The organism is Achromobacter mucicolens (assembly GCF_902859725.1).
Taxonomy (GTDB): Bacteria; Pseudomonadota; Gammaproteobacteria; order Burkholderiales; family Burkholderiaceae_B; genus Achromobacter; species Achromobacter mucicolens.
Map to the genome: position 1 here is coordinate 262520 of NZ_CADIJP010000004.1, position 17774 is coordinate 280293.

Genomic DNA, 17774 nt, shown 5'->3' on the forward strand with positions numbered 1-17774 from the left:
CGCGCATGCATTTTCTGCAGAGTCTGAATGCCGGATTGCGGCAACCAGACCAGAGGTGCGACCGGATTTTCGTTCCAGTGCAACCTAGCCCGATATTGGAGATAACCCTTGGATGCCCAAGGGTTACCCCTGGTGACGTTTAACCGATCGTCATGAGGCTGGCGTTGCCGCCCGCCGCCGCCGTGTTGACGCTGACGGAACGCTCGGTCAAAAGGCGCTCCGGCACGTAGCTGGCGCCCGCGGCGAGGGCGTCGGACGTCAGGCCGTGCACCGCCAGAATGGCGCCCGGACGCCGCGCGATGCGCTGATTCAGCGCCTTGAGCGCATCGCCATCGCCTTCGAACAGCACAGCCTGGTAGTCGGCGTCGTCGACGTCGGTATCGGCCAGAATGCCCGCCTGGCCCTGCTGTTCGGCGTCCAGCGTCGCCAGCAGCGCCTGCGCGGCCGGCGTGTCGGCAAACCAGGCGTGGTTGCCGGTCAGACGCGCCACGGACCACTGCGCACGCGCACCCGCCTCGGTGGCGGCCACGCAGTACACGGCGCCGCGAGGCTCGACCATGTAGGTGTTGGTCTCGCCGGTCGGGCCCGGCAAGGCGATGCGCTGCGGCAGCGGCGCCGCGGCGTCCAGCGCCGGCGGCAGGCCTGCGGGGCGCGTGCCGAGCAGGCGGTACATGTACAGCGGACCGCCCGCCTTCGGGCCCGTGCCCGACAGGGCTTCACCGCCGAACGGCTGCACGCCCACCACGGCGCCCACGATGTTGCGGTTGACGTAGACGTTGCCGGCGTGAACCTGGCCCGTCACGTGCGCGATGGTTTCATCGATGCGGGTGTGCACGCCGAACGTCAGCCCGTAACCCGTGCCGTTGATCGCATCAAGCAGCGCGTCCAGTTCGTCGCGCTTGTAGCGGACCACGTGCAGGACCGGCCCGAAGACTTCGCGGGTCAGCTCGCTGATGTGATCGATCTCGATGATGGTCGGCGGCACGAAAGTGCCATGGCGGCATTCGCCGTTCAGTTCGACCTGGTCGATGCGATGGCCGGCCGTGCGCATGGCTTCGATGTGACGCTGGATGCCATTGCGCGCCTCGGTGTCGATGACGGGACCGACGTCGACGGACAGGCGGTCGGGGTTGCCGACGGCGAGTTCGCGCATCGCGCCGCGCAGCATGGTCAGCACGTGGTCCGCGTTGTCTTCCTGCACGCACAGCACGCGCAGCGCCGAGCAGCGCTGGCCCGCAGAATCGAACGCGGAACTGAGCACGTCGAACACCACCTGCTCGGACAGGGCCGACGAATCCACCACCATGGCGTTCTGGCCGCCGGTTTCTGCGATGAGGGGGATGGTGTGTCCGTTATCGTCCAGGCGATCGGCCAGCGTGCGGGCAATGATGCGCGCCACGTCGGTGGAGCCGGTGAACATCACGCCGCGCACGCCAGGGTTGGCCACCAGTTGCGCGCCCACGGTCTCGCCGCGGCCCGGCAACAACTGCACGGCGCCGGCGGGCACGCCGGCCGCGCGCAGGATGGCCACGGCTTGCGCGGCGATCAGCGGCGTCTGCTCGGCCGGCTTGGCCAGCACGGTATTGCCCGCCGCGAGCGCTGCCGCCACCTGTCCGGTAAAGATTGCCAACGGGAAATTCCAAGGGCTGATGCACAGCACGGTGCCCAGCGGACGGTGCGTGTCGTTGCTGAATTCCTGCTCGGCCTGATCGGCGTAGTAGCGCAGGAAATCGACGGCCTCGCGCACTTCGGCGATGGCGTTGGGCAGCGACTTGCCGGCTTCGCGCACGATCAGGCCCAACAGGGTCTGCATCTGCTCTTCCAGCAATTGCGCCGCGCGGCGCAGGCATTGGGCGCGCTCGGCCACGGGCGTGGACTGCCAGATCGGCGCGGCGTTGGCGGCCGCGCGCAGGGCGATGTCGGCATCGGCGGAATCGGCCTCGATGACATGGCCCACCACGTCGCGCAGGTTGGCGGGGTTGCGCACCTCGATGGCCTTGGCGGCATCCCAGTGTTCGCCGCCTTCACCCAGCATGGGACCGGCGCGCCACGGCGTGCCGGCGCTGGCCAAGAGCGCCGCCGACAGCGAGCCCAGGCGATGTTCGTTGCTCAGGTCCAGACCCGCCGAATTGGCGCGCGCGCCGTCCTGCGGATTGCCGTAGAGCTCGCGCGGCAGCGGGATCTTCTCGTGCGGCGCGCCCAGGGGCGTGATGCGCGAAGCGGCTTCCACCGGATCGGCGACCAGCGTCTCGACGGCAATGGAATCATCGCCGATCAGGTTCACGAACGACGTGTTGGCGCCGTTCTCCAGCAGGCGGCGCACCAGGTACGCCAGCAGCGTTTCGTGCGTGCCGACCGGTGCGTAGATGCGGCAGGGGCGATTGAGCTTGCCCTGCGCCAGTGGGCCCACGACTTCTTCGTACAGCGGTTCGCCCATGCCGTGCAGGCACTGGAATTCGTACTGGCCGGGGTAGTAGTTCTGGCCGGCAAGCTGGTAGATCGCCGCCAGCGTGTACGCATTGTGCGTGGCGAACTGCGGGTACACGGCTTCGGGCGCGGCCAGCAGCTTGCGGGCGCAGGCAATGTAGGCCACGTCCGTATACAGCTTGCGGGTGTAGACCGGATAGCCTTCCAGGCCATCGACCTGCGCGCGCTTGATTTCGCTATCCCAATAGGCGCCCTTCACCAGACGCACCATCACGCGGTGACGGCTGCGGCGGGCCAGGTCGATCACGTAATCGATGACGAACGGCGCGCGCTTCTGGTAGGCCTGGATGACGAAACCGATGCCGCTCCAGCCTTCGAGTTCAGGCGTGAAGCAAAGCGCTTCCAGCAGATCCAGCGAGATCTCCAGGCGGTCGGCTTCTTCGGCGTCGATGTTCAGGCCGATGTCGTAGCTGCGCGCCAGGATGGTCAGCGCCTTCACGCGCGGCAGCAGCTCGGCCATGACGCGCTCGCGCTGGGCGCGCGAATAACGCGGGTGCAGCGCGGACAGCTTGATGGAGATGCCGGGGCCTTCGTAGATGCCGCGTCCCGCGGCGGCCTTGCCGATGGCGTGAATGGCCTGCTCATACGACGCGTAGTAGCGCTCGGCGTCTTCGGCCGTGGTGGCCGCTTCGCCCAGCATGTCGTACGAATAACGGAAACCGCGCGATTCCATCTTGCGATTGTTGGCCAGCGCCTCGGAGATCGTCTGGCCCGACACGAACTGCTCGCCCATCATGCGCATGGCCATGTTCACGCCTTTGCGCACCAGCGGCTCGCCGCCCTTGCCGATCAGGCGCGTCAGCGCCTTGGACAGCGACTGCTCGCTGCTCACGGCCACCAGCTTGCCGGTGATCATCAGGCCCCACGTGGCGGCGTTGACGAACAGCGACTGCGAGCCGCCCATGTGCGACTTCCAGTCGCCGCGGGCCACCTTGTCGCGAATCAGCGCATCGCGCGTGGCACGGTCAGGAATACGCAGCAGCGCTTCGGCCAGGCACATCAGCGCAACGCCTTCCTGGCTGGACAGCGAGAATTCCTGGATCAGGCCTTCCACCCCGCCGCCGGTGCGCTTGCCGCGCAGCTTCTTGACCAGGCCGGCTGCCATCGCATGCACCTTTTCCAGGTTGGGCACGCGGGCCTGGCCCAGCAGCAGCGGCACGCACTCGGGCTCGGGCCGGCGGTAGGCCGCCGTGATGGCGGCGCGCAACACGGATTGCGGTTGCACGTCCTGGCCGAATTCGTAGAACGGCGGCGTGGGCGCGGAATGGGTGTCGGCCGCGTCGTCCTCGCCAGCGGCGTCCGCGCTCAGGTGCGACATCTCGGCGGGCAGATGGCCGCGCTCGATCTTGTCCAGATAGGAAAGGATCGCCTGCTTGTGCAGCCAGTGAGGCGTGCAGTTGAGCTTGTGGGCGGCGGCTTTCAGGCGGTCGCGGAGTGCGTCATCGACTTTGACGCCGAGGGTCGTGCTGGCCATAAGAGATTGCTTCCTGTCGCATGGCAAAGGTGTAACTGGGCCCGATCGGAACCCAGTAGGGGTAGGACCGTATGCTAGACAGGTTGCAACCGCGTTTGTATTAAGGTTAACCCTAGGTTAAACCCTAGTTAACCGATTGAGATCGCGGAGGTTATCCCGATCTCCGGGGCAGATCATTCCTTGAGCGCGGAACATCCCATCATCTGAACCGAGCCCGATCCCGCGGGCGTCTGGCCGCGGATTGCCGCCGCCATCACACCGGCCAGGCTCACCACCGCGCGCTGCTGCGCGGCGATCAGGCTGGGGATCGCGTCGTCGGGCACGTCTTCGGTGACGACGCTGCGGCACAGAAGGCCCGTGCCCTTGGCATCCACGGGCCGCACGCGCCAGGTGGCGTCCAGCTGCGCCATGCGCCCGGACACCATCTCAAAACGCTGGACGTCGGTCTGAATGCGCCAAATGGGCGCGCCCGGCCCGGGCTTGACCATCTGCACGTCCAGCGCGCCCAGCTCGCGCTTGAGCGCGTCGGACAAGGCATTGCGCAACTCGTCGCCCAGCGGCGAACTCCAGCGCTCGGAATACAGGGCGGAAATGCTGCCGTCGCCGGTGCGGACCATGAGTTGGGGTTGGTCAGCCTGCGTGGCAAGCGTGACGGGCTGCACCTCGATCAGGAACGAGGCGGAGCCGGGCGCCACGCCCGGCGTACCCGCCCGCTCGGGCGTCTGCAGCGTGTAGTAGTGGACGGGCGGTGACGACCCGCAGGCCGCCAGCGCGCCGGACAGCGCCAGCACGGCCAGCGCGGCGCGGCTGCGTCCGCGGGCAAACGGGGTTGCGAGGCAAGAGAGTCGGCTTTTCATGAGCGTCTAGTTCCTGACTGGGCCGGCGCCCGGGATGGGGTCGTCGCCTCTGCCGCGCAGCAGGGCTTCAGGGTTGGATTGCAGGAAGTCGGCCAGCGCCCGCAGCGAACGCGCGGCGCGGCTCAGTTCCTGCATGGCCCGTTCGGCATTGACCGGCAGCGAAGCGTCGGTGGCCAGCAGCGAGTTGATGTTCGCCATCGAGTCCTTGGCCGCCTTGAGCGCCTTCTGCGCTTCGGGCGCCACCTGCTTGTCCAGGCGGTTCATCAGCTTGGACGTGCTGGCCAGCGTGGCGCGCAGGTCCTCGCCGATCTTGTCGAACGGAATCTTCTCGATCTTGGTGACGATGTTGGTGACCTGCTGCTGGAGCTGATCCAGATTGCCGGGCACCGTCGGGATCATCGCCGGTTCCGACATCTGGAACTCAACCGGCTTGGCGTTCGGGACGTTGTCCAGCACCACGTAAAGCTGGCCGGTCAGCAGGTTGGCCGTGCGCAGCTGCGCACGCAGGCCATGCTTGACCATCACCCCCAGCAAGCGGCCGCCGGCCACGTCGCCTTCCTTGATGGCCCGCTCGCGCACCTCTTCGTATACGCGGCCAAGGCGTTCGGGATACAGCGTGGCGTCCACCAGTGAGAAGAAGCGCTTGGTCTCGGGATCGAAGTCCAGCGTGATCTGCGTGACATCGCCCAGCGTGATGCCGTTGAAATCGATCGGCGCCCCAACGGCCAGCCCGCGGATCGACTGGTCAAAGCGCATGCGGATGGCGAAGGCTTCGCCGTCCGGGTTGGCCTTGGCGGCGGCCTCGGTGGCGTACAGGTCGAACTCGGAGTCCGCCTCGGCAGGCGCGTCGCCGTCGCGCGCGGTCTGCACGGTTGCGAAGGCCACGCCACCCACCGCCATCGACACGAGCGACTGGGTGCGCACCTTCAGGCCGTCGGCGTTGACACTGAAGTCCACGCCGCTGGCGTTCCAGAAGCGCGTGCCGTTGGTGACAAACTTGTCATTGGGCGCATCGACGAACACTTCGACGTTCACGGCGCGGCCGTTCTCGTCCAACGCATAACCGATCACGCGGCCCACGTTGATGCGGCGGAAATAGACAGGCGAGCCGATATCCAGCGAGCCCAGGTCCGACGCCTTGAGCATGAAGCGCTTGCCCGCGCGGTCGTGGGTGACGGCGGGCGGGGTTTCCAGGCCTTCGAAAGACAGCTTGGTGGCCCGTTCGGTGCCGTCCTTGCCCTCTTCCGCGTCCACGCCGATATAGGCGCCAGACAGCAGCGTGCCCAGGCCCGATACGCCGCTGACGTCCAGCCGCGGCCGCACCACCCAGAAGTTGGTGCCTTCTCGCGCCAGATCGGAAACGTCCTTGGCCAGCTCGGCCTTCACGACGACCTTGCTGCGGTCCGAATTGAAGCCGATGGATTTGACCGTGCCGATGTTCACGTCCTTGTAGCGAAGCTGGGTCTTGCCCACCTCCAGCCCTTCGGCGGTATTGAACGAAATCGAAATGTCGGGGCCGGCCTGCATCCAGGTCCGCACGACCAGCGACAGGCCCATCAATGCGGCCACTACAGGCACCAGCCAGATCCAGGAGATCCGGCTCTTCTTCTTGCGCGAGATCGCGGGTGACGCGAACTTATCTTCACCGGATCCGGGTGCTTGCTCGGACATCTACTTTTTCCTTGTTCTGAGCGGAAAACAACGGCGTGAGGCCTTTCCTAGCCCGCTTGCTTGCCGGCGGCAGACGCCGGCGCATGCCGGCCCTCCACCGGCGCTGATTCGATTTCGGTCTGACCTTCCAGGTCCCAGCTACGGCGCAGGTCAAAGCTCATGGCCGCCAGCATGGTCAGGATGACGACCACGCCAAACGCGGCGGCGCCCGCGCCAGCGCTGATTTCCATCAGGCCTTTGAAGTCTGCCAGAGCCGCCAGCAATATAACGACAAAAACATCCAGCATGGACCACTGGCCAATGAATTCAACCATCTGATACAACCGCGTACGCGCCCCCAGATTGGTTGTGCTACGCCACTGTTCGGTCAGCAGCAGCAGGATCAGCGCCATCAGCTTGGTCAGCGGCACGGCCACGCTGGCAATGAAGACGATAAGCGCGATGTCCCAGGAACCCATCTGCCACAACTCGACAACGCCGCCCAGGATGGTGTGCGCGCTGTCGCCCAGCAGCGAACTGACGTTCATCACGGGCAGCACGTTCGCCGGGATGTAGAACACCACGGCCGCTAAAAGCAGCGCCCACGTGCGGGCCAGGTGATCGGGCTTGCGGTAATGCACCACGGCGTGGCAACGCACACAGTGATGGTGCGCTTCGGGATCGGCATCGCGCGGCAGCGCCTGCACCTGGCCGCAGACGTGGCAACCGGTCAGGACGACGTCCGGCCCCGCCTCGGGCACATGCACGGGCACCACGTCAACCGATTCGGCATACCGCCACAGCACGTGCGGCGACAGCCTGCCGAGCATCGTGAGCAGCACGGTCAGGATGCCGAACGCGGCCAGGCCTATGCCCGGCGACACCGCGGCCATTCCGGCCAGCTTGACCACCGCGACCAGCACGCCCAGCAGGAACACCGGCACCATGCACCACGGCCGCAGCATGCCCAACAGACGCATCGCGCCGTGGAACCCGGCGGGCTCGCGGTGCTGCGACAGCGGCCCCAGCACCCACAGCAGCACGGTCAGCTGCAGCAGCGGCAGCGCGAACCCGGCCAGGCCGGTCATGATGGAGACCACCCAATGGCCTTGGCGCCAGGTGATGGAAATGGCGTCCAGCAGCGAGGCCTGCTGGACCATGCCTTGCACGGACATCGACGCGACCGGGTAGGCGTTGGCAACCCCGAAGACGATCAGGGCAGTGATGGCGAGCGCCAGCCAATTGGACAAAGTAAGCCCGCTGTAGCGCCAGAGGACGGCGCCGCAGCGGGCACAATTGGCGGTCTCGCCAGGTTCAAGCTGATGTCGGCGATAAATGCTTGCGCAGTGTTCGCATTCGATCAGCGGCTGGCGTTCCGCGGTCATCAGTCGACGAGTTCGACTTCCTGCTTGTCAGGCGCGTCCGACGAAGGGGGCTTGCCGCTATCGTCAAAGTCCAGCGTGACCTTGCCCGACTCGTCCAGATCCACCGTGACCGAACCGCCGTCGACCAGCTTGCCGAACAGCAGCTCGTCGGCCAGCGCGCGCCGGATGGTGTCCTGAATGAGGCGTTGCATGGGACGCGCGCCCATGAGCGGATCGAACCCCTCCTTGGCAAGGTGTTCACGCAGGCGCGTGGTGAATACCGCTTCCACGCGACGCTCGTGCAACTGGTCTTCGAGCTGCATGAGGAACTTGTCCACCACGCGCATGATCACCTCGTGGTTAAGCGAGGCAAAGGGAATGATCGCGTCCAGGCGGTTGCGGAATTCAGGCGTGAACATGCGGCGGATTTCCGCCATTTCGTCGCCCACCATCCGCGAATTCGCAAAACCGATCGACGGACGGTTCAAGGTTTCGGCACCCGCGTTGGTCGTCATGATGAGGATGACGTTGCGGAAGTCCGCCTTGCGGCCGTTGTTGTCGGTCAGCGTGCCGTGGTCCATGACCTGCAGCAGGATGTTGAACACATCCGGGTGCGCCTTTTCGATCTCGTCGAGCAGCAGCACGCAATGCGGCTGTTTGGTGATGGCTTCGGTGAGCAGGCCGCCCTGGTCGAAGCCCACGTACCCCGGCGGCGCGCCGATCAGGCGCGACACCGCGTGACGCTCCATGTACTCGGACATGTCAAAGCGCAGCAGTTCGACGCCCAGCGTGAAGGCCAACTGGCGCGCGACTTCGGTCTTGCCGACCCCGGTGGGGCCGGACAACAGGAAGGCGCCAATCGGCTTTTCCGGCTTGCCCAGGCCCGAGCGGGCCATCTTGATGGCGGCGGACAGCGCGTCAATGGCGCCGTCCTGGCCGAACACCACTGTCTTCAGGTCGCGGTCCAGCGTGGCGAGCTTGCTGCGGTCGTCGTTGGAGACGGACTGCGGCGGAATGCGCGCGATCTTGGAAACGATGTTTTCGATGTCGACCTTGCCGATCACCTTCTTCTGACGCGAACGCGGCAGCAGGCGCTGGGCGGCGCCGGCCTCGTCGATGACGTCGATGGCCTTGTCGGGCAGGTGGCGGTCGTTGATGAAGCGGGCCGACAATTCAGCGGCAGCCGACAGCGCCGCGGCCGAGTAGCGCACGCTATGGTGCTCTTCGAAGCGGCTCTTCAGGCCGCGCAAGATCTGCACGGTCTGCTCGATGCTGGGCTCGGCCACGTCGATCTTCTGGAACCGGCGCGACAGCGCGTGATCCTTTTCGAAGACGCCGCGGTATTCGGTGTAGGTGGTGGCGCCAATGCACTTCAACTGCCCGGACGACAGGGCCGGCTTGAGCAGGTTGGAGGCATCCAGCGTGCCGCCCGATGCGGAACCCGCACCGATCAGCGTGTGAATTTCGTCGATGAACAGAATGGCGTCGGGGTTGCCGCGGATCTGCTTGAGCACGCCCTTCAGACGCTGCTCGAAGTCGCCGCGGTACTTGGTGCCGGCCAGCAGCGCGCCCATGTCCAGCGAATAGACCTGAGCGGCCTGCAGGACTTCGGGCACTTCGCCGCGCGTGATGCGCCAGGCCAGGCCTTCGGCGATGGCGGTCTTGCCAACGCCGGCCTCGCCCACCAGCAACGGGTTGTTCTTGCGGCGGCGGCACAGCACCTGGATGACGCGCTCGACTTCGTGCTCGCGGCCGATCAGGGGATCGATCCGGCCCGCAAGCGCGGCGGCGTTCAGGTCGGTGGCGTACTGATCCAGCGGCGACTGACGCGAATCGCCCTGCTCTTCACCATTGGGCTGTTGCTCTTTCTGCACGGCGGCGGACTCCACCTGCGGCTGTTTGGTAATGCCATGAGACAGGAAATTGACCACGTCCAGACGCGTGACACCCTGCTGTTGCAGGTAGTACACGGCATGCGAGTCTTTTTCGCCAAAAATGGCCACCAGCACGTTCGCGCCCGTGACGGGCTTCTTGCCCGTGCCGCCGGCCGAAACATGCATGATCGCGCGCTGAATGACGCGCTGGAAACCTAGCGTGGGTTGCGTGTCGACTTCGGCGCCGCTGGGGATCACCGGGGTGTTTTCCGAGACGAACTGGCGCAGGTTGCGGCGCAGGTCATCCAGGTTGGCCGCGCACGCGCGCAGGACCTCGACCGCCGAAGCGTTGTCGAGCAAGGCGAGCAGCAGGTGCTCGACGGTAATAAATTCGTGCCGGGCCGAACGGGCCTCGACGAAAGCCATATGCAGGCTGACTTCAAGCTCTTGAGAAATCACGCTTCCTCCGTAACGCATCGAAGCGGGCTAATACACGATTCATATTCTATGCCGATCATGGCGTAACGCCAGCGATTTCAAAAACCACGCTGTCGTGCCGGCCATGTGTATCCATGACGGTTAGCGTATACCGGCCGTCGTGCGCCAGCACCAAATTAAACGGATGACCCGCGGCGCCATGACTTGCGACACGACCATCGAGCATCCACCATACTTCGCCTTCAGCGCCCTGGACGTCGACGTCCAGCGCGACTTGCCGCATGCCGGGCACGGGCCGCAGCACCGAACCGTTGGCCACGCCGCCAAGCCGCAGCGGTCCCTGGGTGGCGTCGGCATAGCCCGCAAACGAGGGCGGCGCCGTTTCATTGAGCATCCAGGCGGCCCGCTGCTCGGGACACGCGCCGGAGGGCTCGCTGCCCAGCCTGTAACCCAGGGGCCAGCATGTCACCACCGCCTGCACCGTTTCGGGCCTGACGCGGACCTGCTGGGCGCCTTCCGGCAACGCCGCCACAATGTCTTGCAGTAGCGGCGCCGCCACATTCGCCCCGAAAAATCCCGGGTTCGGCGTACCGTCGGGTCTGCCGACCCATACGCCGATCGTCCATCTGTCGGTCACTCCGACCGCCCAGGCGTCCCGGAAGCCAAAACTGGTCCCGGTTTTCCAGGCCAGCTGCCGTCCGGGGCTGCCCGACTGGTAGAACGGCCGGTCCGGGTGTCCACCGCCTTCGAGGATGTCCCGGACGATCCAGGCCGCGCCAGGACTCATCATACGGGACTCGACAAGGGGTTGCTCCGCCGTCAGGCGGGGCCGCCCCGAGACGCCGCCCCGGGCCAACGCGCGATAAGCGCCGACCAGTTCTTCCAATGTGGTGCCGCCCCCGCCCAAAATCAAGCTCAGATTCGGCTCCGCCCCCGCGGGCATACGTAACTTCACGCCTCCCGCCAGCATAACCGAGGCAAAACTGACCGGTCCGACCCGGTCCAGCAGGTCCACGGCGGGCACGTTGAGCGACCGCTGCAAGGCCTGTGCCACGCTCACCGGCCCCGCGAACGCCGCCTGGAAATTGCCGGGCGCGTAACCGCCAAACGACATGGGCGCGTCCATCAGCAGGCTTTCCGAGTGGATCAGCCCTTCGTCCAACGCTTGCGCATACAGGAACGGCTTCAGCGTGGAGCCCGGCGAACGCACGCCGCGCACCATGTCCACATGCGAGTAACGGGAATCATCGGAAAAATCTGCTGATCCGGCGTAAGCCTTGACCTCCAGCGAGTCGTTGTCCATGACCAGCACCGCCATCGACACCTTGGGTGGAAGGTTATCGACCCGGTCCAGCAACATTTGTTCCACCGACGCCTGCATGTCGGCATCCAGCGTGGACGTGACGAGTGGCGGCCGTCCGCCCGCGCGGCGCGGGCCGCCCGCCTCGAGCAGCAGGCGCTGCGCGGCCAGGGGCGCCAGCCAGCGCGCCCTGAGCGGCGGCGCAATCACGGTCTCGATCTTGGCGTCGGCCACCTCGGCCGGCGTCCAGCGGCCCAGTTCGGCCATGCGGTCCAGCACCTTGTCGCGCGCGGCCTGCGCGGCGTCAGGATGGCGGTCGGGGCGCAGCCGCGACGGCGCCTGCGGCAAGGCAGTCAGCATGGCGGCTTCGGCCGGCCCCAGGTCGCGGGCGGGCTTGCCCAGCCACAGCCGCGAACCCATTTCGACGCCCTCGACGATGCCGCCCATGGGCGCATGCGTCAGGTACAGGGACAGGATCTCGTCCTTGCTGTAGTGCATTTCCAGCTGCACGGCGCGCCAGGCCTGCCGCAGCTTGGCCGACATCGTGCGCGACGGCTTGCCTGCCAGTTGCGGATCAATCAGCCGCGCCACCTGCATGGTCAGCGTCGATCCTCCCGACACGATGCGGCGGTTGGTTGCCCACTGCCAGCCGGCGCGCGCGAGGGCCACGGGGTTCACCCCCGGATGCCAGTAGAACCAGCGGTCCTCATACGTGAGCAAGGTTTCCAGATAGCGGGGCGAGACCTGGCCGGGCTGGACCGGATAACGCCAGATGCCGTCGCGGCTGGGATAGTTGCGCAGCGGCGTGCCATCGGCCGCGACGACGACCGCCGCCCCGCCCGAGTCGATGGGGGGCAGCGGATACAGGCGGTCCAGCGCGAATAACAACGCGGCCAGCGCTGACAACGCGCTGGCCGCGAAGATGCCGCGCCGCCGCCAGCGGCGGGCGCGCGATGCGCCCGCCCCGGGTGCGGCGGCGGCGTTCAAGGACGCTTGGCGCCGCGATCGCGGATTTCGACCGTGCTCCATTGCTCACCCACGCCGCGGATTTCGGGGCGGTACATATCCTCGGCCACCGTCGACGGCACCGCGTAGCGGCCCGGCGTCACGACGCGCACCAGATAGAACACGTCCACCTTGCCACGGCCCAGCGATACCGCCGCCACATAGCGGTCGTCGCGGAACTCGCGATGCTTGATGTTGGAATCGGACATGGCGTCGGCCACGCGGCGTCCGCCGATCTTCCAGTCCTGCATCTCGGGGCTTTGCGACAGGTTGAGGTTTTCGACCTCGAAGCCCGCCGGCACGCGATCAACCAGCAGCCCATCCGGGATGTTCTGGTTGGCACTGGCCTGGACCCACACCACCAGCATGTCGCCGGTCTGCAGCGTGCCGCCATCCCACGGACGGCCATCCGGGCGGTACCAGCCGCGCTTGAGCTGGATGATGTCGTTGCGCGGCGCGGGGGTCGCGGTCGGGCTGCCCTGGATGTCGTACTCGACAAACAGAGACTGGCTGCCGGTGTTCTGGATCTGCGTGCCCGCCAGATCCGCGGCCGACAGCGAGACCGTCTGGTCGCTCTTGCCGCCGGACAGCGGCTTGCGCTCGCCATTGACGGTCAGCACGGCTTCCCACGGCGTGTTCTTGCTGCCGCCCGCGGCGCGCGCGGCCAACAGAAGCGCCATCTGTTCCTGCGTGGACAGGTACGAACGATTGCCCAGGCGGCTGGAAAGCTGGTTCAGCAGGTTTTCGCTGCGCTCGTGACGCAACTCGTACTGCGAAACCAGCGCATAGGACAGCGCGTAGTCGCGCACGCTGCTGCCGTAATCGCCCATCCATTCGTCGTAGTAGGCGCTGCTGCGGTTGTTGATGTTGATGCCATAGGCGCGCGTCATGGCCAGGTCGAGCGCCTGCTTCATGCGCCCTTCGTCGCCCATCAGCTTGAAGGCGGCAGCCAGTTGCACCAGCGGCAGCGGCGAACGTGCGCGCTCCTGGTAGTTGTCAAAAAGCTGACGCACCGTCGACAGAGGCGCCTTCTTGTCGCGCGCCAGCACGAGCGCGGCCGTGGCCAGGCCGGCGAAGCGGCGATGGTCTTCGCGCAGCACGTTGGCGTCGCTGCTGTCGATGCGGTTGGCCTCGACGTTGCGGCGCAGGTTGGCCGACCACGTGCCGAACGCGCCCGTGCTCTGCTGCACCTGTTCCAGCAGCCAGGTGCGGGAACGGTCCAGCGACGACTCGGGCACGTCGAAACCGCGATCCCGTGCGTCCTGCATGAAGCCCACGGCATAGGCCGTCAGCCACACATCACGCGAGGACGAGCCGCTCCAGAGGTTGTACGAACCCACCGAGTTGCGCATGCCGGACAGGCGGCCAATGGCGCCCGCCACCTTGGCGGCGCGCTCGGCCTGGGTGCGCGGCTTCAGGCCGAACTGCTTGGCCGAATCCTCATCGAGCATCACCCACGGCATGGTCGCGCTGATGGTCTGCTCGGTGCATCCGTACGGATAGTTGAGCAGGTCCTCGACCAGGCGGTTGACGTTGAACGGCGGACGGTTGGACACCGTGAGGCTGACGGTGGTGGAGTCCGGGTAGTAGGACGCGACCCACGATGTCTGCGCCGATTGCGATTCGCCCGGATTCAGGCGCAGACGCCGGACCTGGCGTTCGGGCGCATGCGCCGGCTGCACCTGCAGCACGGACTCGCGCACGATGTGCACCGGCTTGGCGCCGCCCTGCCCGTCCACCGTCAGGCGCATCAGGCCAAGGCCATACGAACCGGTGGTGGTGGCCGTGAAGCGCAGGGTCGTGCGCTGCTTGTCCTTCAGCGTGACGGTGCGCACGCCATCGACGATGGCCAACGGATCCAGGGCTTCGAGCTTGACCGAGATCTTCTGCTCGGCGCCGCTCAGGTTGGTGACGTCCAGCGCAATGGCGGCCTGGTCTCCCGGCGTGATGAAGCGCGGGGTGTTCAGTTCGGCCACGATCGGCGCGGCCACCACCATTTCGGCGTCGGTGCTGCCGTAGTTGTCGGGCGTGAACGCAACGGCCATCAGGCGCAGGGTGCCGTTGAAGTCGGGCAGGTCCAGCGGGATGTCGGCCTCGCCCTGCGCGTTCAGCGCAACGGGCCCCGAGAACAGGTCCACCAGCTTGACCTTCTTGGGCAGGCTCTTGCTGTCGCCGCGCATCGCGGCGTCTCCACCCCACTTCAGCTTGCCCTTCGTGCCATCCATCTTTTCGATGAGCTTGCCGTACATGTCCAGCAACTCGGGCGCGTAGCGGTGCTTGCCGAAGAAGTAATCCAGCGGGTCGGGCGTGGCGTACTGGTTGATGTTGAGGATGCCCACGTCGACCGCGGACAGCGTCACCATCGCCTGCTTGCCCTGCGCGCCGTCGACCTTCACGCGTACGGTCGTCTTCGTCTCCGGCACAACCTTGGGCGCAGCGGTGAGCTTGACGTCCAGCTTGCGGTCGGCGCTGGCGATCGGCAGGAATGCCAGGCCCAGCGCACGGGCCGGCGTGACGCGGTCGCCTTCGCTGCCCGGGCGGAACACCGCGGCCGCCACGTACAGGTCGTGACGCTTCCATTCCTTGTCGACCGGAATCTCGACCTCGGTGCCGGTCGCCTTCACCGCCACCCACTTGGACCACAACATGCGGTCGCCTTCGACGGTGATGAGCGCCTGGCCGTCATGCGGCGGCGTGAGCGTCAGCTTGACGGTGTCGCCCGGCTTGGCCGGCACGCCTTCCAGCTTCATCTGCACGCGGTCGGGACGGTTGCCCATCGCATCGGCGTCCTGCGCATTCCAGCCGGCATAGAAGCGATAGCGCATCGTTTCACCGGTTTCCGGATCCGTTATTTCCAGGCGGTAACGGCCCCACTTGACCGGCACGGTCAGCTGGGTGCGATCCTTCAGCGCAATTTCGCGCGAATCGACCAATTCCTCGGTTTCGGTATAGCCGCTGTTCCAGCCGCGCTGGTCGTCGAAGCGCCAGTAGTATTGGCGCTCTTCGCGGAACAGGCGCATCTGCGCCTGCGCAAGCGGTTCGACCTTGCCCTGCGCGTTGGCGCGGATCACTTCAAAGCCGGCCGGCGCGTTCTCGCGGGCCACGTCGCTGTCGAACTGCGGACGCACGGCGATCAGCTTGTCGGCGGGCCAGACGGTGCGTTCGATGGAGCGCACCACGGGGCGGCCGCCGGATTCCAGCAGGCTGGCCGACACCCGTACCTTCATCGGCGAATGCGTGCCGGAGGCGTTCGGGTTCACGTCCAGTTGCGCGCGGCCCTTGTCGTCCAGCGCGGTTTCCGGCAATTCGCCAAAACTGCGCCGCGTATCGTCGGCCACGTCGCCGAAGATAAAGCCGGGCCATTGCTGGGCCAGCGCGAAGCGGTCACGCTTGACCTGGAAGGTGGCCAACAGGCGGTTGCCCGCCGCAGGCGCGCCGTACAGGTAATCGCCCTGCACATCGACGGTCAGTTCCTCGTCGGGGGACAACACCTCCTGGCCCGAGGTCAGCGCCATCTTCATGCGTTCGGGCAGGAACTCCTCGACCTGGAATTTCCAGGAGGCATCCGGCGCACGCGAGGACGGGTCCACGCGCAACTCCAGCATCCACGTGCCGGTCTGCGCATCCAGCGGCAGATCGATTGCGCGCTCGACGTAGCCGGGCAGGTCCTTCTGCGGCTGCCACAATGCGGTCTGCACCGTGCGGCCGTCGGGACGCTTGATGGTGGCGGTCAGCGGCGACGGCGTCAGCACGCGGCCGTCCAGGTCGCGCGGCAACACCGACACATGGAACGTTTCGCCAGGGCGGTACAGGTTGCGGCCCGCATAGACGAACAGATTGTTGGCGCGCGACGCGTGGCCGCCGGTGTCGAACTCGGACAGGTCCAGCGCCGGTTCGCCCAGCGCCAGCACGGTCATTTCCTTGTCGCGCGAGGCGCGGATCACGCGCGCGTTGGCAAAGCTGCCGTCAAAGCGGACATGGCCCTGCGCATCGGCAGCCGCCTTGGCCAACGGCTTGCCGGCGCCGTCCACCAGCTCGAACACGGCGCCCGAAATCGCCTGGCCGGACTTCAACGACACCGAATACGCTTCGATGCGATCGCTGTAACGGCGCGCGTGCAACCCGATGTCGCTGACGTAGAAATAGGTGACCTGGTACTCGTAACGGAAGCGGCCCGGCTGGCTCATGACCGCGACATAGATGCCCGGCTCCTGCAGTTCCTTGATGCCTTCGACCGGCAGGAACGTGACGTGGCGGCGGTTCGGCTTGTCGTCGGTGATGAAGCGGCCCTGATAGACGCTGGTCGTCAGCGAATTCAGCCGGTCCAGATCCCAGTTGCTGACCGAGCCCTTCAGGCTGCGGTTGCCGGCATAGCGCCAGTCGTTCTCGTCGTAGCCGTTGTCGTCCTCGTCGTCCGAGGCGGCCGGGGTGCGGCCCACGCCCAGCACGGTGTCGAAAAGTTCGGGCACACGTTCGGGCGATACGCGCAGGAACTGCACGTCGACCTCGGGCACGTTGACCGTGGCCACCGGCAGGCCGCCGTTCTGGCCCGCCGGCAGCACGACGCCACGGCTGGCGAAGTAGAACGAAGGCGGCATGGCCTGCGTGCTGACTTCGCAATGGGAGGCCTCGGCCAGCGCGACCTTCTCGCCCGCGCCCGGCAGGCCCGAGCGGACCGTGATGGCGTACGAGCGCTGCGGCTGCACGTAGGGGAAGTACACGACGCGCGGGTTGTCGCCGACGACCCAGTTGCCCTTGACGATCTTGCCCTTGGGCGCGGAATCGCCGGGACGCACGGAGGCCGGCTGCTGGCCCGCCGCGGCGGCCGATTCGCTGTCCTCGTCGGCCTTGCCGGCCGTCGTACCCGTGTCGGTCACCTGAAGGAAGGCGTCCAGATTGCTCTTGGCATCCACTGGCTGCGTGAAGGTCACGGCCAGCGACAAGGCATCGTTGTATTGGCGGGGCTGGCAGTTCAACGCTGCGAAGGGATCCGCGGCGCCCACCGTTGCAGTGGCGGGTAGCGCGGACGCGCCGCCATTCGCCGCCTGCGGGGCGGCGGCAGTGGCCGTCTGCGCCGCCGGAACCGCTGCGGGCGTTGCCGGCTGCTGTCCCTTGCCCATCCACCAGCCCACGCCAAGGGCGCCGGCCAGGACCGCGACCCCGGCTACTGCCAGCCAGGTCTTGTTGAACTTTCCACTCACGGCGAAACCCTCCCCGCCCACTAAAACGCAACGCTCCTTAGCGGCGGAGCTGCCGACCCGCATGCGCCGCGCGCTTCCCGTTACGCGGCAAAACCGTTCATCCCGTCATCCGGGATGCAACCGG

General features: G+C 66.6%; 7 protein-coding genes. All 7 read right to left on the bottom strand.

Translation table 11 applies throughout. The features are described 5' to 3' along the window. Window positions 1–139 precede the first annotated feature (139 nt). The 7 genes from putA to HV786_RS06605 all read right to left on the bottom strand — a co-directional run bounded on the left by putA (window position 140) and on the right by HV786_RS06605 (window position 17650). Complete coding sequence (putA, locus tag HV786_RS06575) at window positions 140–3961, bottom strand: trifunctional transcriptional regulator/proline dehydrogenase/L-glutamate gamma-semialdehyde dehydrogenase (protein ID WP_175210340.1); 3822 nt, start codon at window positions 3959–3961, stop codon at window positions 140–142. A gap of 173 nt (window positions 3962–4134) precedes the next feature. Continuing rightward, complete coding sequence (locus HV786_RS06580) at window positions 4135–4818, bottom strand: PqiC family protein (protein WP_175210342.1); 684 nt, start codon at window positions 4816–4818, stop codon at window positions 4135–4137. A 6-nt stretch (window positions 4819–4824) separates the two neighbouring features. Beyond that, window positions 4825–6489 (bottom strand): PqiB family protein, encoded by a 1665-nt coding sequence (locus HV786_RS06585; RefSeq protein WP_128828538.1) that lies wholly within the window; start codon window positions 6487–6489, stop codon window positions 4825–4827. A 47-nt stretch (window positions 6490–6536) separates the two neighbouring features. After that, the gene (locus HV786_RS06590) at window positions 6537–7853 is read right to left on the bottom strand and encodes a paraquat-inducible protein A (RefSeq protein WP_128828539.1); all 1317 of its coding nucleotides are present in this window, start codon (window positions 7851–7853) and stop codon (window positions 6537–6539) included. Continuing rightward, on the bottom strand, window positions 7853–10165 hold the full coding sequence (gene clpA / locus HV786_RS06595; protein ID WP_175210344.1) for an ATP-dependent Clp protease ATP-binding subunit ClpA: 2313 nt from the start codon (window positions 10163–10165) through the stop codon (window positions 7853–7855). Before clpA ends, HV786_RS06590 begins: the two co-directional genes overlap by 1 nt. Before the next feature lie 55 nt (window positions 10166–10220). Continuing rightward, the gene (gene pbpC, locus HV786_RS06600) at window positions 10221–12431 is read right to left on the bottom strand and encodes a penicillin-binding protein 1C (RefSeq protein ID WP_175210346.1); all 2211 of its coding nucleotides are present in this window, start codon (window positions 12429–12431) and stop codon (window positions 10221–10223) included. Further along, entirely contained in the window at window positions 12428–17650 is a 5223-nt protein-coding gene (locus HV786_RS06605) for an alpha-2-macroglobulin family protein (protein ID WP_175210348.1), read from the bottom strand. Before HV786_RS06605 ends, pbpC begins: the two co-directional genes overlap by 4 nt. Window positions 17651–17774: the final 124 nt, after the last annotated feature.